Genomic DNA, 16,100 nt, shown 5'->3' with positions numbered 1-16,100 from the left:
GCGGAGGCGGAAGCTTCCGCCCTTCTCGCGTTTCGGGCTCCCGGCCCATTCGGCCGGAGCGGCGGTTCCGTTCGTCATGAAAATCCTCTAGGGCGTTGCGGGCATGAACCGCATCGCGCTCTATGCCGGCTCCTTCGATCCGGTCACAAACGGCCATCTCGACGTCGTCCGCCAGGCCTGCCGGCTTGTGCCGCGCCTCGTCATCGCGATCGGCGTCCACCCCGGCAAGGCGCCGCTCTTCACCGCCGAAGAACGAGCCGAGCTGCTGAGCGAGACCTGCCGGCCCCTGGCCGAGGCCGAGGGGACGGAGCTTGAGATCGCCACCTTCGACGACCTCGCGGTGAGCGCGGCCCGCCGCTGCAAGGCTAGCCTGTTCATCCGCGGGCTGCGCGACGGCACCGACCTCGACTACGAGATGCAGCTCGCCGGCATGAACGGCGCGATGGCCCCCGAAATCCAGACCGTGTTCCTGCCGGCCTCGATCCAGGTCCGCCCGATCACCGCGACGCTCGTCCGCCAGATCGCGGCCATGGGCGGCGACGTGTCGCCCTTCGTGCCGCACCAGGTGGCCGAACGCCTCGCGGCCCGCTTCGCAAGCCGAAGCTAGGCCACCACCCCTTCCAAGGAGACGATTCCCCATGAACCGCCGCACCGCATTTTTCGCGCTCGCGATCTCCCTCGCGATGGGCACCTCCGCCGCCCGCGCGGCGGATGCCAACACCGTCTTCCTCGACACGAAGGACGGCCGCGTCACCATCGAGCTGCGCCCCGACATCGCGCCCAAGCACGTCAAGCAGCTCAAGACGCTGATCGCTCAGGGCTTCTACAACGGCCTTAAGTTCCACCGGGTCATGGACGGCTTCATGGCGCAGACCGGCGACCCGAAGGGCAACGGCACCGGCGGATCGAGCCTGCCCGACATCCCGGCCGAGTTCTCCTCGGCGCAGTTCCGCCGCGGCACCGTCGGCATGGCCCGCTCGTCGGACCCGAACTCGGCCAACTCGCAGTTCTTCATCTGCCTCGGCGATGCGTCGTTCCTGAACGGGCAGTACACCGTGGTCGGCCTCGTCTCCGACGGCATGGACGTCGTCGACAAGATCAAGAGGGCCGCCCCCGGCGCGGCCGGCGGCGCGGTCCAGAACCCGGACAAGATCGTCAAGATGCAGCTGGCCGAGAAGGCGAAGTAAGCCGCGATGCGAGGGCGGGGTGCGGCGGCGGCGCTGCTGGCCGCCCTCGCGCCCGCTTCGGCGGGTGCGTGGGACGGCCAGCCGTTCTACGGCTACGCCCTCGACGGCGAGGGGCCCGGCTACCCGCTGAGCCTCCCGCAGACCCTGCGGGCGACGATCGTGGTGCCGCTGGCGGCACGCCCCGTCCCCCGCGCGAACACGCTGGCCGAGTTCTATCCGGCGCTCGCGGCGTGCTGGCGCCCTCCGGCCTCGCTCGAGGACGCGCCCGACATCGAGATCACCGCCCGCCTGTCGCTCCGGCGGGACGGGAGCTTGATCGGGCCGCCGCGGATCACGTATGCGAGGGGCGTCGGGCCCAAGACGCGCCCGACCCTGGTGCATGCGACCCTCGAGGGCCTGAGCCGTTGCCTGCCGGCGCGCATCACGCCCGGCCTCGGCCGAGCGATCGCCGGGCGACCCGTCGCCCTACGTTTCGTCTACCGGAAGGTCGACGCGAACCGACCCGGATGACGGCACCCGAACACCCCGCCGCGCCGCCGACCGGCGCAGCGCCCCTTCCCCGACCAACCCGGAGACCGACATGGCCGACACCGAAAACCTCGTCCTCGAGACCACCAAGGGCCGCGTCGTCGTCGCGCTGCGCTCCGACCTCGCACCGAACCACGTCGAGCGCATCAAGACGCTGGCCGGCCAGGGCTTCTATGACGGCGTGCCGTTCCACCGCGTGATCGACGGCTTCATGGCCCAGACCGGCGACCCGACCGGCACCGGCTCGGGCGGCTCCGACCTGCCCGACCTGAACGCCGAGTTCAACGCCGAGCCGCACACCCGCGGCACCTGCTCGATGGCCCGCACCAACTTCCCGCACTCGGCGAACTCGCAGTTCTTCATCTGCTTCGACGACGCGCGCTTTCTGGACAAGCAGTACACCGTCTGGGGCAAGGTGACCGAAGGCATGGACGTGGTCGACACGATCAACAAGGGCGAGCCGCCGCGCTCCCCCGACAAGATCGTCAAGGCGACCATCGCCGCCGCCTGACCTCAACGAACGCCCGTCGCCTCCAAGCGTGAGGCGACGGGCGATCCCGGCCCCCCGAATGGGTCATCGAGCATTGGGCGTATCCCCGCAGGCGACGATGCGGGTGACGGCTCTCAGCGGACGTTGATCGAGCCGAAAGCGGCGTTTCGGTCGCAGGGTGACGCCACACGCCCGGTACCGCTCACCTAACATATGTTGGTGCTGTGCTGCGACCGCGCACCTAGCCTACAACTTGCGCGGATCATCCATCGGGCACGTGACGGTCCGGCGCGTCCTGCCTCTTCGCCGAAGTCTCTTCGAGTCGACGCCGTGGATCGCTTGGCGATGCGCGGATGGCCAGGATGTCTCCTCCGCCCCGCCTGGATGAGACCTCACCGGATGGCCGAGAAGCGGGATGCGGTCGCGAACGACGCCGAGCCCATCCGCGACGAAGTTTTGCAGCCGGGCGCCGACACCGCTCGCGCCCGAAAGGTGCCGGCGCAAGGGCCGCGCTACCACGCCATCGTCACCGGCGCCGACGGCGCGAAGAGCCTGCACGCACTCCCGGCCTACGGCGACGACGAGGCCATCGCCCATGCCCTCGCCCTGGCCGAAGGTCGCGCGATCGAGATCTGGGACGGCCCGCGATTGATCGACCACTTCGCGGCGGTCGCACGATAGAGGCGACGCCGCGACTGCGATCGATTCATGGGATTTGGGAGGTATGGAGCGGGTACCGGGAATCGAACCCGGGTATTCAGCTTGGAAGGCTGCTGCTCTACCATTGAGCTACACCCGCGATCCGCGCCGGATAGCATGGCGCGGGAGGCTTGAGAAGACCGGATGCGCCGCGCGGGTGGCACGTCCGAGGCTAGCTTTCAGTGCGCAGAGACTTGGCGCGTCGGCACGATGTCGTTGGCCATCACCTCGCCGAACGGGCCGTCGTTGCGGGCGTTGGTCGGTCCGATGCCGGTGGTGGCGCGGAGCGGCAGCTTCGGGAAGACCAGCTCGGCGAAGCGGTAGGCCTCCTCAAGATGCGGGTAGCCCGACAGGATGAAGCGGTCGATCCCGAGGTCGATGTACTCCTTCATCCGGTCGGCGACCTGGTCGGCGGAACCGACGAGCGCCGTGCCGGCGCCGCCGCGCACCAAGCCGACGCCGGCCCAGAGGTTCGGCGAGACCTGCAGCTTGTCGCGGCTGCCGCCGTGCAGCGCCATCATCCGGCTCTGCCCGATGGAATCCTGGCGCTTCAGCGTCGCCTGCGCCTTGGCGATGGTGGCGTCGTCGAGCTTCGAGATCAGGCTGTCGGCCGCCTCCCAGGCGGCGCCCTCGGTCTCCCGCACGATCACGTGCAGGCGGATGCCGTAGGAGAAGGACTTGCCGCGCTTTTCGGCGGCGGCGCGTGCGGTGGCGATCTTCTCGGCCACGCCCGCCGGGGGCTCGCCCCAGGTCAGGTACACGTCGCAATGCTCGGCCGCGACGTCGATGCCGGCCGGCGACGAACCGCCGAAGTAGAGCGGCGGGTAGGGTTTCTGCACCGGCGGGAAGATCAGCCGGCCGTTCTCGGCCGACAGGTGCTTGCCTTCGAACGTCACCGTCTCGCCGGCCATCAGCCCGCGCCAGATGTGAAGGAACTCGTCGGTCACCGCGTAGCGCGCGTCGTGATCGAGGAACACGCCGTCGCCGCGCAGCTCCACCGGGTCGCCGCCGGTGACGACGTTGATCAGCAGGCGCCCGCCGGAGATCCGGTCCAGGGTCGAGGCCATGCGGGCGGCGGCCGAGGGCTCCATCAGACCCGGGCGCACGGCGACGAGGAAGCGCAGGCGCTGCGTCAGCGGGGCGAGCGCGGACGCGACGACCCAGCTGTCCTCGCAGGAGCGGCCGGTCGGCAGCAGCACGCCGTAATAGCCGAGCGCGTCGGCGCCCTGCGCGATCTGGCGAAGGTAGGAGAGCGACACGTCGCGGGCGCCCTCGGACGCACCGAGGTAGCGGCCGTCGCCATGCGTCGGCAGGAACCAGAGGACGTCCGTCTTCCCGTCCTGAATCGTGCTGTCGGTCGAGGCGGTCATCGAAAGATCTCCGTGTCGGCTCAGGCGGCCTGGGGCGCGCCGAGCAGGTGTTCGAGGATGCGGCCTTCGAGGCGCGCGAGGTCGGGGTCGCCGCGGCGGCGCGGCCGGGGCACATCGACCCGCAGGTCGAGGGCGATGCGGCCGGAATCCACCACGAGGATGCGGTCGGCCATCGCCACCGCCTCGCCGACGTCGTGGGTGACGAGGAGCGCGGTGAACCCGTCCGCACGCCAGATCCGCTCGATCAGGTCCTGCATGCCGATGCGGGTGAGCGCATCGAGGGCGCCCAGCGGCTCGTCGAGGGCCAGCAGGCCGGGGCCGCTGACGAGCGCGCGCGCCAACGCCACGCGCTGACGCTGGCCGCCCGACAGGGTCGCGGGCCAAGCGCCGGCCTTGTCCGCGAGCCCGACTTGGTCGAGGGCCACGAGCGCGCGTTCGCGCCGTTCCGGCTTCGTGCCGATGCCCGACAGGCCGACGGCGACGTTGTCGACGACCCGCGCCCAGGGCAGCAGCCGCGGCTCCTGGAACATGATGCGCCGCGGCCGCTCGCTCCGCCGCAGGCCGGGTTCGCCGGCGTCGAGCGCGACGCGGCCGGCGGTCGGCGCCTCGAGCCCGAGGATCAGGCGCAGCAGGGTGCTCTTGCCGCAACCGGACCGGCCGACGACCGCGGTGAAGCCGCCCGCGGGCAGGAACAGGTCGAGCCCGGAGATGACGGCGTTGCCGTCGAAGCTCTTGTGCAGGTCGCGAACGGTGACGGCGATGCCGCGCGCTCCCCTCTCCCGGTCGGGAGAGGAATGGGGTGAGGGATCAAGCGTTTCCGAAGAGGTCACGCCCCTCTCCCTGTCGCCAAGGGCGAGGGCACTCGCGTTCGTGTCGGCGTCCGGCGGCTGCGGGGTGTCGCGAAGGTTGGCGTCGCGCAGCATCAGGCGCTCCTGTAGGCGGGGTTCCAGGCGAGGCAGCTGCGTTCCAGCTGCCGCGTCAGCGCGTCGGCAAGCTTGCCGAGCGCGGCGTAGATCAGGATCGCCAGCACCACGACGTCGACGAGCATGAACTCGCGCGCCTGCATCGCCATGTAGCCGAGACCGGACGAGGCCGAGATGGTCTCGGCGACGATGAGCGTCAGCCACATGATGCCCAGCGCGTAGCGCAGGCCGACGAAGATCGACGGGAGCGCCCCCGGCAGCACCACGCGGCGGAACAGCTCGGCGTTCGACATGCCGTAGACGCGGCCCATCTCGACCAGCGCCGGGTCGACCGAGCGGATGCCGTGCAGGGTGTTGGCGTAGATCGGGAAGAACACCCCGAGCGCCACCAGGAACAGCTTGGCCTCCTCGCCGATGCCGAACCACAGGATCACCAGCGGGATCAGCGACAGGTGGGGCACGTTGCGCACCATCTGCACCGAGGTGTCGGTGAGCCGCTCGGACAGGCGCGACAGGCCGTTGGCGAGGCCGAGGCCGAAGCCGATGCCGCCGCCGACCACGAAGCCGGCGAGCGCGCGCAGCGTGCTGACGCCGAGGTTGGTCCAGAGCTCGCCGGTGCGCCCCGCCTCGATCCCGGCCCGGACCACGTCGAGCGGGGCCGGCATGAAACGGTTCGAGACCAGGCCGGCCGAGACCGCCGCCTGCCAGCCGAGCACGATCGCGACGGGCAAGAGCCAGGGCAGCGCGGCGTCGCGGATGCGGGAGGGGGTGGTGCTCATCGGATCTCCGCCTTCCGTTCCGGATGGGTCCAGACCGCGTCGGCGACCCGGATGGCTTTGGGCAGGAGGCCGAGGGCGTGGAAGGCGTCGGCCACGGCCTGCTGGTCGGCGATCGCCTGCGTGTCGAGGGGGGCGACGCCGTAGGACAGGCGCTCGAGAGCCACCGCCAGCACGGGCGCCGGGATGCCGACCGAAGGCGCAAGCTCGGCCGCGACCGTGGCGCCGTTGCCGGCGGCCCAGGTGTCGACCTCGGCGACCGCCCGCAGGATCGCGACGACGACCTCCGGGCTCGCCTCGGTGAAGCCGCGGCGCGACAGGTAGAACTGCCGGTTCGGTGCGATCCCGCTGCCGTCGGCCAGCACGCGCGCGCCGGTGGAGCGCTCGGCCGCCGCGAGGTACGGGTCCCAGATCGCCCAGGCGTCGACGGCACCGCGCACGAAGGCAGCGTTGGCATCCGCCGGCGACAGGAAGACGAGCTTCACCGCGTCGTAGGGAACGCCGGCCTTCTCCAGGGCGCGCACCACGAGGAAGTGCACGTTGGAGCCCTTGTTGAGCGCGATGGTCTTGCCGCGCAGCTCCGCCACGGACCGGACCGGGCTGTCCTTGGGCACGAGGATCGCCTCGCCGCGCGGGGCCGGCGGCTCGGTGCCGACGTAGCGCAGGTCGGCGCTCGCGGCCTGCGCGAAGATCGGCGGGGCCTCGCCGGCCGAGCCGAGGTCGATCGCCCCGGCGTTCAGCGCCTCCAGCAAGGGCGGACCGGAGGGAAACTCCGACCATGCGACGTCGTAGCCAAGCGGCGCCAACGCCTTCGCGAGGCTGCCGCGGCCCTTCAGCAGGACGAGCGAGCCGTACTTCTGGTAGCCGATCCGCACGGTGGCGGCGGCGCGCGCCGGGCGCAGGGCGAAGGCGGCGGCGAGGCCGAGCCCGGCCGAGAGCACGGTGCGGCGGCGCATCGGCGCGCCGGCCTCCGTCAGGGTGTCGAGTGCGGCGCGCGGCGCGGGGGAAAGGGGGGCGTCGGTCATCGCGGATCAGCCGTTGCGTGCGGGTGGCGTCCAGACCGCGTCGGCGACGCGGATGAACTTCGGGATCAGCTTCAGGGCGTGGAAGCGGTCGGCGATCGCCTGCTGCTCGGCGGCGACGCGGTCGTTCATCGGGCCGATGAGGTAGTCGGTGCGGTCTACCGCGCGGCGCGTGGCGGCGAGCGGCACGCCGGTGCCCTTCGAGAGCAGGTCGGCGACCGCGCCGCGGTTCTCGCCGCACCAGCGCGCGACGCCCCCGAGCACGTCGATCACCTCGGAAAGCACCGCGCCGCGGCCCTCGGCGAAGGCGCGGCTCGCCAGGAAGAAGTTGTTCTGCCGGGCGATCTCCTTGGCGGTCGCGAGCACGCGGACGCCGTCGCCGCCTTCGGCGATGGCATAGTACGGGTCCCAGATCGTCCAAGCGTCGATGCTGCCGCGCGAGAACGCCGCCGCGGCGTCGGCCGGCGCCAACGTCACCGGCTCGATGTCGGCATAGGTGAGGCCGGCCTTCTCCAAGGCGGCGACGGTGAGATTGTGGGCGCTCGACGCCTTGGCGAAGGCGACGCGCTTGCCCTTCAGCTCGGCGAGCGTTTTGATCGCCGAGCCCTTCGGCAGCAGGATGCCCGAGCCGGAGCCGCCGGCCTCCTGCGCCGCGGCGTAGACGAGGCTCGATCGCGCGGCCTGCGCGAAGATCGGCGGGGCGTCGCCGGTCTGCCCGAAATCGATGCCATCGAGGGAGAGCGCCTCCAGCAACGGCGGCCCGAACGAGAACTCGACCCAGCGCACCGAATGGCCGAGTGGCGCCAGCCGCTCCTCGATGACGCCGCGCTGCTTGGCGACGACGAGGATGCCGTTCTTCTGGTAGCCGATGCGCAGGACGCCGGGCTCCGCGGCGCGCGCGGCACGGGACAGGGGCAGCGCCGCGGCGAAAGCCGTGGCGAGCAGGCGGCGACGGTCGAGCATCGCCGGCCTCAGCGTGCGACCGCGCGGGCCGCGGGGGCGGCGGCCTCCGCTGCTCCCGCGGCGCGGACGAGGGCGGCAAGCTGGGCGCCGGCCTGGGCGATGCGGTCGCGCACGCCGGGATCGGTCGGGAGCCCGTCGGTGAAGTCGGGGTCGGAGCCGTAGACGGTGGTCGGCACCTGCAGGGCGCCGAAGAACCCGAACAGCGGCCGGAAGGAATGCTCGACCACCAGCGCGTGGCGGGCGCCGCCGCCTGTGGCGACGATCGCGACCGGCTTGTTGGCCAAGGCCAGCGGGTCGATCAGGTCGAAGAGGTGCTTGAACAAGCCGGTGAAGCTGCCCTTGTAGACCGGCGAGCCGACGACGAGCGCATCCGCCCCCTCGATCGCCTCGACCACGCGGCGGGCCGGCAGCGACAGCGCATCCCGCGACCAGGCCGCGCCGAGGCCTGTGCCGGCGTCGACGAGGTCGAACAGGCGCAGGTCCAAGCCGCCATCCGCCGCGGCGGACTCGCCCACGGCCTCGACCAGGGCGCGGGTCTTGGACGGGCGCTGGAGGTTGGCGCTGAAGCCCACGAGTTTTGGTCGCGTCATCGTCAAGGTCTCGTCTCGAATTTAGGGTGTCGCGGGACAAAGACGGGGCTGGAGGGCGAAGGCCGCCCCCATCGTTCCGGACCCTGCCGCGATGTCCTCCTGAAGGTGAGGCGTACCGCCTGCGCGGTCAATGAAACGTTCTTGCAAAAGAACGCGGCGAACGAGGCGAACGTCTTCTCAAGCGATCGGATCGAGGGGTTTTGTTCTCTCGGACGTGAGTACGAGGCGAAATTTGCAATCATCCCGCGCATCAGCGGACTGAAACGTTCTTTAAGAAGAACGAAGTGGGTGCGATGCCGTTTCTCCACGGGCGGCCCCGCCTCCTGGATGCCCACGATGGAAGGTTTCTCCCGCCGGACCTGCGGCCAGTGGAACGTCCTTGCCTGATCCAGCAAAAATTTGCGCTTTGCTTCCTTTGACCTGGATCAGGACTTTGGAAATACTTTGAAGGTACGCCTACAGGGCGCATCTGTTCGGCCGATCGGCGCGTAACCCATCAGGGACATGCGCTGGACGATCGTATCGCACCGACAAGTGACGACGGACGAGGAGGGGGACATCCGATGACCAACCGCAACGCGACCGAGGAGCCGATCCGCTTCGCCTATTGGGTGCCGAACGTGTCTGGCGGGCTCGTGATCAGCACGATCCCGCAGCGCACGAGCTGGGATGCCGACTACAACCGAAAGCTCGCGCGGATCGCCGAGGAGGCCGGCTTCGACTACGCGCTGACCCAGATCCGCTTCACCGCCGGCTACGGCGCCGAGTTCCAGCACGAATCGGTGGCGTTCAGCCACGCGCTGCTCGCTGCCACCACGAAGTTGAAGGTGATCGCCGCGCTGCTGCCCGGGCCGTGGAACCCGACCATCGCCGCCAAGCAGATCGCCACGATCAGCGAGCTGACCGAGAACCGCATCGCGATCAACCTGGTCTCCGGCTGGTTCTCGGGCGAGTTCCGCGCCATCGGCGAGCCGTGGCTCGACCACGACGAGCGCTATCGCCGCTCCGAGGAGTTCATCACCGCGCTGCGCGGGATCTGGACCCAGGAGAACTATACGTTCCGCGGCGATTTCTATCGCTACACCAACTACAACCTCAAGCCCAAGCCTGCGGTGACGCCGGAGATCTTCCAGGGCGGGTCGTCGCGGGCGGCGCGCGACATGGCGGCCCGCGTCTCCGATTGGTACTTCACCAACGGCAACACGCCGGCGGGCGTCCGCGCGCAGGTGGACGACCTCCAAGCGAAGGCCGCCGCCAACGGCCACACGGTGAAGGTCGGCGTGAACGCCTTCGTCATCGCGCGCGACACCGAGCAAGAGGCGCGCGCTGTGCTGCAGGAGATCATCGACCACGCCAACGCAGACGCGGTGAAGGCGTTCGGCCACGAGGCGAAGAATGCCGGCAAGGCCTCGCCCGAGGGCGAGGGCAACTGGGCGAAGTCCACCTTCGAGGACCTCGTCCAGTACAACGACGGCTTCAAGACCAACCTGATCGGCACCCCGGACCAGATCGCCGAGCGCATCCTCGCCCTGAAGGATGCCGGCACCGACCTGGCGCTCCTCGCCTTCCTGCACTTCCAGGAAGAGGTCGCGTATTTCGGCGAGCACATCATCCCGCGGGTGCGCGCGCTCGAGGCGGCGCGGGCCGAGCGCGCCGAGGCGGCGTAGGCGCCGAGCCGGTCCCTGCCCCCTCCCCTCGCAGTGAGGGGAGGAAAGGCGCGAGCGAGCACTCTCACTCTGGAGACACCGATGAACATCGCCGTCGACACCCGCGCCCTCGCCGGGACCCTGCCCGCGCAGGGCACCCCCGGCCCCGCCCAGCCGTCCGAGCCCGCCCACGTCATCCGCGACGACGCCGAGGCGATCCGAGTCGCGCATGACTTCGCCGCCTCGATCCGCGCCGGCGCGTCCGAACGCGACCTGGCGCATGCCCGGCCGCTGGCGGAGCTCGACCGGTTCTCGCAGAGCGGATTGTGGTCGATCAACGTGCCCAGCGCCTACGGCGGCCCGGAGGTCTCGTACCGGACGCTGGCACAGGTCGTCGCCATCGTCGCGGCGGCCGACCCCTCCATCGCGCAGATCGCGCAGAACCATCTCGGCATCGTCGCGGCGATCCGTACGGTGTCGGACCCGGACCAGCAGGCGCTGCTCTTCGCCGAGGTGCTGCGCGGCACCCGCTTCGGCAACGCGTTCTCGGAGAAGGGTACGCCGCGTGCCGCCGAGTTCGCCACCCACTTCACCGATCACGGCGACCACGTGATCGTGCAGGGCCAGAAGTTCTACGCAACGGGCGCGCTGCTCGCCCACCTCGTGCCGATCGTCGCCGTCGACGATGCCGGCCGCGCCTGGTACGCGATCGCCGACCGCAACGCGCCCGGGCTCACGGTGATCGACGACTGGTCGGCCTTCGGCCAGCGCGGCACGGCGAGCGGCACGGTGCTGATCGAGAATGTGCGCGTCGAGAAGAGCCACCTCGTCCCGGCCTGGAAGGCCTACCAGGAGCTGCCGCGCCTCGACGGGGCGATCTTCCAGATCATCCAGGCGGCGATCGACGCCGGCATCGGCCGCGCGGCGCTCGACGACACCATCGCCTTCGTGCGCGAGAAGGCGCGGCCCTGGATCGACGCCGACCAGGCGCGGGCGTCCGACGACCCCTACACCATCCAGGCGGTCGGCGACCTCACCATCCGCCTGCACGCGGCCGAGGCGATCCTCGACCGGGCCGGCCTCGCGATCGACGCCGCCCTCCCCGACCACGACGCGGCCTTGGTGGACGCGGCCAAGATCGCGGTGGCGGAATCGAAGGTGCTCACCACCGAGATTGCGCTCGCGGCCTCGAACAAGCTGTTCGAGCTCGCCGGCACGCGCTCGACGCTCGCCGAGCACAACCTCGACCGCCACTGGCGCAACGCGCGGACGCACACGCTGCACGACCCCGTCCGCTGGAAGGTGGCGATCGTTGGCAACCACGCGCTGAACGGCGTAGCGCCGCCGTCGCACGCCTGGAGCTGAGCGGTTTGTTCGACGCCATCTCTGCCGGAGCGATCGATCGCCACGTCGCCCTGGACGATTGTTGAGCGCGCATCCCCTCTCCCGACCTGCGGGGAGAGGGGGACTCAGGCTGCGCGGATCGCCTCGGCGATTTCGTCCGGGTATTCCTCGTGCGGGCTCAGGGCACCCGGCACCGGTCGGCCCTCGACGCGGCCGGAGGCGACGAGCGCGTCCATCTCGGCAGCGGACCGGCGCGGGGCGCGGCTCGGGCGCAGCACCCGGACCGGCGGCAGGCCGTCGCCGAACAGGCCGAGGAACGCGTCGCGCGTCGGCACCGGATCGAGCCCGCCGGTGACGAAGGCCGCCGTGCCGAAGCGCGCGCCCCGCTGCCGGGTGATCGCGGTCTTCTCCGCGATCAGCGAATCGGTGACATGCGCGGCGTCGCCGTAGACGTGGGCGCGCATCATCCGGCCGATCACCTTCGGGCGGATATTGAGGCCGTAGAGGGCGTCGCCCAGGAGTGGCGCCTCGACGGCGCGGCGGATCGCGGTGAACAGGCCCTGTCGCTCCGGCCCCATCACGGTGGGAAGCGGGCCGCGCCATGTCGGGGCCACCAGCACCAGCCGCGCGAACGCCTTCGGATGCCGTCGCGCGGCGGCGACGAGGTAGGCCGCCGCGTGCCCCGCGCCGACCCCGATCGCGTAGGGGCCGGGGGCCGCGGCCAGCAGGGCGTCGAGGTAGGCGTGGAACGTCGCCGGGTTCAGCGGCAGCCGTGCCCGCGGATGCGCGCCGAAGCCGGGCCAATCCGGGATCAGGCAGCGATGGTCCGCGGCGAGACGCGCGGCGAGCCCGGCCATCTCGGCCCGCGACGCGATCGTCGAGAGCGCCGGCAGCAGCAGCACGTCGGCGCCGGACCCGACCCGTTCGCAGGGGGTCGGCACGGCGTGGCCGGCCACCATGAGGTCGAGGGTCAGGGTCCCGTGCATCGGGTCGTGCCCTGCCCGGATCAGGTGCGCAGCAGTTCGTTGATCGCGGTCTTGGAGCGGGTGCCGGCGTCGACGCGCTTGACGATGACGGCGCAGTACAGGCCCGGGCCGGGCGAGCCGTCCGGCAGCGGCTTGCCGGGCATCGTCCCGGAGACGACCACCGAATAGGGCGGCACGCGGCCGTAGAAGACCTCGCCGGTGGTGCGATCGACGATGCGGGTCGAGGCGCCGATGTAGACGCCCATCGAGAGCACGCTGCCCTCGCCGACGATCACGCCCTCGGCGACCTCGGCGCGGGCGCCGATGAAGCAGTTGTCCTCGATGATCACCGGGTTGGCCTGCAGCGGCTCGAGCACGCCGGCGATGCCGGCGCCGCCCGAGATGTGGCAGTTGTCGCCGACCTGGGCGCACGAGCCGATCGTCACCCAGGTGTCGACCATGGTGCCCTTGCCGACCCGCGCACCGAGGTTGATGAACGAGGGCATCAGCACTGCGCCGGGGGCGATGTAGGAGCCGCGGCGCACGAAGCAGCCGGGCACGGCGCGGAAGCCGGCGGCCCGGAACTCGGCCTCGCTCCAACCCTCGAACTTCGAGGGCACCTTGTCCCACCACGGCGCCGCGCCGGGGCCGCCGGAGATCGGCGCCATGTCGTTGAGGCGGAAGGAGAGCAGCACCGCCTTCTTCAGCCACTGGTTGACCACCCAATCCTGGTTGCCGCTCTTCTCGGCGACCCGGGCCTCACCGGAGTCGAGCAGCGCCAGCGCCGCCTCGACGGCTTCGCGAACGGCGCCGCGCGTGTTCGTGTCGACGCCGGCGCGGTCCTCCCAGGCGGCTTCGATGGTCTGGGCGAGGGCAGCGTGCGACATGGGGCTTCCGGGCAGATTTTCAGCGAACGCCCGTGCTTACAAGCGGCCGTCCGCTCTGTCACCTGAGGGCGCCGACGGAGCGATCGCGCACCTGCGTGCAACCGACGCGGACGGAATCGGGCCGCGCTCCGGCAACATCTCGGCGCCTCGTGGGTAGGTCCCGGACATTGCGGCGCCGCGCCGACCGGTGCGCGGAGCGTTGGCGGGAAACAGGGCCATGAAACACAAGGCATTGCGCGACCAGGTCGTCGTCATCACCGGCGCGTCGAGCGGCATCGGGCTCGCGACCGCCCGGATGGCCGCGGAGCGCGGGGCGACCGTCGTGCTCGCCGCCCGCAGCGCAGACGTGCTGGCGACGGTGCAGGCGGAAATCGAGGCGGCCGGCGGCCGCGCCTTGGCCGTCCCCTGCGATGTCGGCGACCGCGCCGATGTCCAGGCCGTGGCCGACCGGGCGATCGCCGCGTTCGGCGGTTTCGACACCTGGGTCAACGTCGCCGGCCTCACCATCTACGGTCCGCTGCGCGAGGTCTCGGACGCGGACAACGCGCGCCTGATCCAGACCAACCTCTGGGGCACGGTGTTCGGCTCGCTCGTCGCGGTCGAGCACCTGCGCCGGCGCGGCGGTGCGCTGATCAACCTCGGCAGCGTCGCCTCCGACCTCGCCTTCCCTTTCCAGGGCATGTACGTGGCGAGCAAGCACGCGGTGAAGGGTTTCACCGACGCCCTGCGGATGGAGCTGCTGGCCGAGGATGCGCCGGTCTCGGTGACGCTGGTCAAGCCGACCTCGATCGATACGCCGCTGCCGCAGCGGGCGCGCAACTACATGGACCGGGAGCCGATGCTGCCGCCTCCGATCTACCCGCCCGAGGAGGTGGCGAACGCCATCCTGCATGCCGCCGTGCATCCGCAGCGCGACATCGTCGTCGGCGGCGGCGGCAAGCTGATGGTGGCCGGCAAGGAGTTCGCGCCGGGCGCCTACGATCTCTTGGCCCCCGCGATCATCGCCATGCAGAAGCGCGGCGAGGACCCGCGCGACCCGGCCGGCGCGCTGCACGCGCCGAAGGACGCGGGCGAGGTCCGGGGCACGCAGCCGGGCTACGTGATGCGCACCAGCGCCTACACCCGCGCGACCTTGCACCCCGTCGCCGCCACGGCGGGGCTGATCGGCCTCGGCCTTGCAGCCCTGACCCTCGCGGGCGTCGGCACCGGAAAGCCGGGCTCTTCGCGCGGACGCGGGCGCTCGGCCTGAGATGGCGGCTTTGTTGCTCGACGCCTCCGGGCCGCCCGGTCCCGCCGCGGTGACCGAGCGGATCGTCCGGCGCAAGGTCGTCGACCTGCCGGGCGGGCGCACCATCGCCTACGCCGAGACAGGGACCGGGCCGGACCTCGTCGCGATCCACGGCACGCTGATGACGCTGGAGGACATGTGGTTCGGCCCGGTGCCGGCGCTGGCCCGGCATTTCCGGGTCGTCGCCGTCGACCGGCCGGGGCATGGCGACAGCGCCCGCGTGCGCGGCGCCGACGCGTCGCCCTGGCGACAGGCCGAGCTGATCCACGCAGCCGTGCAGGCGTTGGGGCTGCATCGCCCGGTCATCCTCGGGCATTCCTACGGCGGCGCCGTCGCCCTCGCCTACGGGATGCTCTACCCGGATTCCGTCGCGGGCATCGTGGCGCTCGCCCCGGTCTGCTTCCCGGAACTCCGCCTCGAGCAGGTGCTGTTCGGCCCGCGCGCCGCGCCCGTCTCGGGGCCGATGCTGTCGGACGCGCTCGGCGCCTCCGCCGACCCGACGCTGCTGCCGTTGCTGTGGAACGCGATGTTCCTGCCCCAGACCATGCCGCGCGCCTTCGCCGAAGCGTTCCCGTTCGGCTTCGCCGGGCGCCCGGGCCAGATCGTCGCCGAGGCCGAGGACGCGCTCTCGCTCTGGGCGGCGCTGAGCCGGAGTGCGGCTGCCTACGCCACCTGCCGGGTGCCGGTTCGGATTCTGGCGGGCGACGCCGACATCGTGGTCAACCCGATGATGCACGGTGCCCTGGCCGCCCGCATGATCCCGGGCGCGCGCTTCGAGCGCCTCGCGGGAATCGGCCACATGCTTCATCACATCCGCGGCGACGCCGTGGTCGAGGCAGCCCGCGCATTGCTTCCGCAAACCTGACCAGGCGTCGAGCCCGATCAATCCGCGTCGAGCATGGCGCGCACGCGCGCGAAATCCTGGTTCAGCGCGGACAGGTCGTCGGCCAGCGCGTCGTGGATCACGGCGGCGGCATCGGGAAACTCCTCCAGCACGCGGCGCATCAGGGTCGGGGTGATGCGCGTGACCTCGGCCGCACCTTGCGCGGCGGCGTCGCCCGGGCGTTCGCCGCGGACGAACAACGCGAGGCGCCCGATCAGCGCCGAACGGCCGGCCAGCACCGTGTCGCCGCCGGCGACACGGGGCGCGAGGGCGATCGTGCCGGACAAGACGACGAAGCCGCCATCGGCCGGATCGCCGCGGCTGAACAGAGTCTCTCGCGGTTCCAGCGATCGGCGCTCGGCGGCGAAGGTGAGCAGGCGCAGGGCGTCGCGCCCGAACGCTTCGAAGACCGGCGCGGCGGCGAGGATCGCGATGTCGTCTTCGATGCCCAACCCGCAGAGATCCTTTGCGTCCGATCGACGATGCTTAGAGCATTTTGGAGCCGGGTGGGTACCGGCGCCCATGAAGTAAATGCGACC

At 71.2% G+C, this 16,100-nt stretch carries 18 protein-coding genes and 1 tRNA gene; 9 read left to right on the top strand and 10 right to left on the bottom strand.

The genetic code is table 11. From position 1 onward, the window contains the following. Window positions 1-103: 103 nt before the first annotated feature. From coaD to FV234_RS00515, 5 genes are all read left to right on the top strand, one after another. The gene (coaD, locus tag FV234_RS00535) at window positions 104-607 is read left to right on the top strand and encodes a pantetheine-phosphate adenylyltransferase (protein WP_147827796.1); all 504 of its coding nucleotides are present in this window, start codon (window positions 104-106) and stop codon (window positions 605-607) included. A gap of 31 nt (window positions 608-638) precedes the next feature. Beyond that, window positions 639-1,187 carry a peptidylprolyl isomerase gene (locus tag FV234_RS00530; protein WP_147827795.1) on the top strand — a complete coding sequence of 183 codons (549 nt, stop codon included), beginning with the start codon at window positions 639-641 and terminating at the stop codon, window positions 1,185-1,187. 6 nt (window positions 1,188-1,193) lie between these two features. After that, a complete protein-coding gene (locus FV234_RS00525) occupies window positions 1,194-1,697 on the top strand; it encodes a hypothetical protein (protein ID WP_147827794.1) in 504 nt (167 codons plus the stop codon). Window positions 1,698-1,767: 70 nt separating this feature from the next. Further along, complete coding sequence (locus tag FV234_RS00520) at window positions 1,768-2,226, top strand: peptidylprolyl isomerase (RefSeq protein WP_147750105.1); 459 nt, start codon at window positions 1,768-1,770, stop codon at window positions 2,224-2,226. 378 nt (window positions 2,227-2,604) lie between these two features. Beyond that, complete coding sequence (locus tag FV234_RS00515) at window positions 2,605-2,886, top strand: hypothetical protein (protein ID WP_147827793.1); 282 nt, start codon at window positions 2,605-2,607, stop codon at window positions 2,884-2,886. 44 nt (window positions 2,887-2,930) lie between these two features. Here FV234_RS00515 and FV234_RS00510 read toward each other — a convergent pair. The 7 genes from FV234_RS00510 to FV234_RS00480 all read right to left on the bottom strand — a co-directional run bounded on the left by FV234_RS00510 (window position 2,931) and on the right by FV234_RS00480 (window position 8,548). Further along, window positions 2,931-3,004, bottom strand: a tRNA-Gly gene (locus tag FV234_RS00510). A 79-nt stretch (window positions 3,005-3,083) separates the two neighbouring features. Beyond that, window positions 3,084-4,274: an FMNH2-dependent alkanesulfonate monooxygenase gene (ssuD, locus tag FV234_RS00505; RefSeq protein WP_147761338.1), complete on the bottom strand. Its 1,191-nt coding sequence runs from the start codon at window positions 4,272-4,274 to the stop codon at window positions 3,084-3,086. Between the two features lie 20 nt (window positions 4,275-4,294). Continuing rightward, window positions 4,295-5,197: an ATP-binding cassette domain-containing protein gene (locus FV234_RS00500; protein WP_147827792.1), complete on the bottom strand. Its 903-nt coding sequence runs from the start codon at window positions 5,195-5,197 to the stop codon at window positions 4,295-4,297. Then, the gene (gene ssuC / locus FV234_RS00495) at window positions 5,197-5,976 is read right to left on the bottom strand and encodes an aliphatic sulfonate ABC transporter permease SsuC (protein WP_147750101.1); all 780 of its coding nucleotides are present in this window, start codon (window positions 5,974-5,976) and stop codon (window positions 5,197-5,199) included. The genes FV234_RS00500 and ssuC overlap by 1 nt, the downstream gene beginning before the upstream one ends. Then, window positions 5,973-6,998, bottom strand: coding sequence for a sulfonate ABC transporter substrate-binding protein (locus tag FV234_RS00490; RefSeq protein WP_147827791.1), 1,026 nt, complete (start codon window positions 6,996-6,998; stop codon window positions 5,973-5,975). Before FV234_RS00490 ends, ssuC begins: the two co-directional genes overlap by 4 nt. A 6-nt stretch (window positions 6,999-7,004) precedes the next feature. Next, on the bottom strand, window positions 7,005-7,958 hold the full coding sequence (locus FV234_RS00485; RefSeq protein WP_147827790.1) for an aliphatic sulfonate ABC transporter substrate-binding protein: 954 nt from the start codon (window positions 7,956-7,958) through the stop codon (window positions 7,005-7,007). Between the two features lie 8 nt (window positions 7,959-7,966). Continuing rightward, complete coding sequence (locus FV234_RS00480) at window positions 7,967-8,548, bottom strand: NAD(P)H-dependent oxidoreductase (RefSeq protein ID WP_147750098.1); 582 nt, start codon at window positions 8,546-8,548, stop codon at window positions 7,967-7,969. A 563-nt stretch (window positions 8,549-9,111) separates the two neighbouring features. Here FV234_RS00480 and sfnG point away from each other — a divergent pair. Both sfnG and FV234_RS00470 read left to right on the top strand, forming a co-directional pair. After that, window positions 9,112-10,215, top strand: coding sequence for a dimethylsulfone monooxygenase SfnG (sfnG, locus tag FV234_RS00475; protein WP_147827789.1), 1,104 nt, complete (start codon window positions 9,112-9,114; stop codon window positions 10,213-10,215). Window positions 10,216-10,296: 81 nt separating this feature from the next. After that, window positions 10,297-11,559, top strand: coding sequence for an SfnB family sulfur acquisition oxidoreductase (locus tag FV234_RS00470; protein ID WP_147827788.1), 1,263 nt, complete (start codon window positions 10,297-10,299; stop codon window positions 11,557-11,559). Window positions 11,560-11,663: 104 nt separating this feature from the next. Here FV234_RS00470 and FV234_RS00465 read toward each other — a convergent pair whose 3' ends face one another. Next, window positions 11,664-12,524: an alpha/beta fold hydrolase gene (locus FV234_RS00465; protein ID WP_147827787.1), complete on the bottom strand. Its 861-nt coding sequence runs from the start codon at window positions 12,522-12,524 to the stop codon at window positions 11,664-11,666. A gap of 20 nt (window positions 12,525-12,544) precedes the next feature. Next, a complete protein-coding gene (dapD, locus tag FV234_RS00460) occupies window positions 12,545-13,390 on the bottom strand; it encodes a 2,3,4,5-tetrahydropyridine-2,6-dicarboxylate N-succinyltransferase (RefSeq protein ID WP_147750094.1) in 846 nt (281 codons plus the stop codon). 217 nt (window positions 13,391-13,607) lie between these two features. On the opposite strand from dapD, the gene FV234_RS00455 reads away from it, so the two are divergent. Both FV234_RS00455 and FV234_RS00450 read left to right on the top strand, forming a co-directional pair. Beyond that, complete coding sequence (locus tag FV234_RS00455; RefSeq protein ID WP_147827786.1) at window positions 13,608-14,639, top strand: SDR family oxidoreductase; 1,032 nt, start codon at window positions 13,608-13,610, stop codon at window positions 14,637-14,639. 1 nt (window position 14,640) lies between these two features. Beyond that, window positions 14,641-15,543 carry an alpha/beta hydrolase gene (locus FV234_RS00450; RefSeq protein WP_147827785.1) on the top strand — a complete coding sequence of 301 codons (903 nt, stop codon included), beginning with the start codon at window positions 14,641-14,643 and terminating at the stop codon, window positions 15,541-15,543. Window positions 15,544-15,560: 17 nt separating this feature from the next. Here the strand turns inward: FV234_RS00450 and FV234_RS00445 are convergent, their stop codons facing one another. Next, the gene (locus FV234_RS00445; protein WP_147827784.1) at window positions 15,561-16,013 is read right to left on the bottom strand and encodes a Crp/Fnr family transcriptional regulator; all 453 of its coding nucleotides are present in this window, start codon (window positions 16,011-16,013) and stop codon (window positions 15,561-15,563) included. Window positions 16,014-16,100 lie beyond the last annotated feature (87 nt).

It is taken from the genome of Methylobacterium sp. WL8 (assembly GCF_008040045.1).
Lineage (GTDB): Bacteria > Pseudomonadota > Alphaproteobacteria > Rhizobiales > Beijerinckiaceae > Methylobacterium > Methylobacterium cerastii.
The sequence above is the reverse complement of the archived record's forward strand: the minus strand, read 5'-3'. Positions and strand labels throughout refer to the sequence as shown.

Coding starts and splice junctions, on each gene's coding strand:
- dapD (WP_147750094.1), bottom strand. CDS start 13,390: ATGTCGCACGCTGCCCTCGCCCAGACCATCGAAGCCGCCTGGGAGGAC.
- FV234_RS00485 (WP_147827790.1), bottom strand. CDS start 7,958: ATGCTCGACCGTCGCCGCCTGCTCGCCACGGCTTTCGCCGCGGCGCTG.
- FV234_RS00490 (WP_147827791.1), bottom strand. CDS start 6,998: ATGACCGACGCCCCCCTTTCCCCCGCGCCGCGCGCCGCACTCGACACC.
- ssuC (WP_147750101.1), bottom strand. CDS start 5,976: ATGAGCACCACCCCCTCCCGCATCCGCGACGCCGCGCTGCCCTGGCTC.
- FV234_RS00515 (WP_147827793.1), top strand. CDS start 2,605: ATGGCCGAGAAGCGGGATGCGGTCGCGAACGACGCCGAGCCCATCCGC.
- FV234_RS00480 (WP_147750098.1), bottom strand. CDS start 8,548: ATGACGCGACCAAAACTCGTGGGCTTCAGCGCCAACCTCCAGCGCCCG.
- FV234_RS00500 (WP_147827792.1), bottom strand. CDS start 5,197: ATGCTGCGCGACGCCAACCTTCGCGACACCCCGCAGCCGCCGGACGCC.
- FV234_RS00470 (WP_147827788.1), top strand. CDS start 10,297: ATGAACATCGCCGTCGACACCCGCGCCCTCGCCGGGACCCTGCCCGCG.
- FV234_RS00525 (WP_147827794.1), top strand. CDS start 1,194: ATGCGAGGGCGGGGTGCGGCGGCGGCGCTGCTGGCCGCCCTCGCGCCC.
- ssuD (WP_147761338.1), bottom strand. CDS start 4,274: ATGACCGCCTCGACCGACAGCACGATTCAGGACGGGAAGACGGACGTC.
- FV234_RS00520 (WP_147750105.1), top strand. CDS start 1,768: ATGGCCGACACCGAAAACCTCGTCCTCGAGACCACCAAGGGCCGCGTC.
- FV234_RS00450 (WP_147827785.1), top strand. CDS start 14,641: ATGGCGGCTTTGTTGCTCGACGCCTCCGGGCCGCCCGGTCCCGCCGCG.
- FV234_RS00465 (WP_147827787.1), bottom strand. CDS start 12,524: ATGCACGGGACCCTGACCCTCGACCTCATGGTGGCCGGCCACGCCGTG.
- FV234_RS00530 (WP_147827795.1), top strand. CDS start 639: ATGAACCGCCGCACCGCATTTTTCGCGCTCGCGATCTCCCTCGCGATG.
- coaD (WP_147827796.1), top strand. CDS start 104: ATGAACCGCATCGCGCTCTATGCCGGCTCCTTCGATCCGGTCACAAAC.
- FV234_RS00455 (WP_147827786.1), top strand. CDS start 13,608: ATGAAACACAAGGCATTGCGCGACCAGGTCGTCGTCATCACCGGCGCG.
- sfnG (WP_147827789.1), top strand. CDS start 9,112: ATGACCAACCGCAACGCGACCGAGGAGCCGATCCGCTTCGCCTATTGG.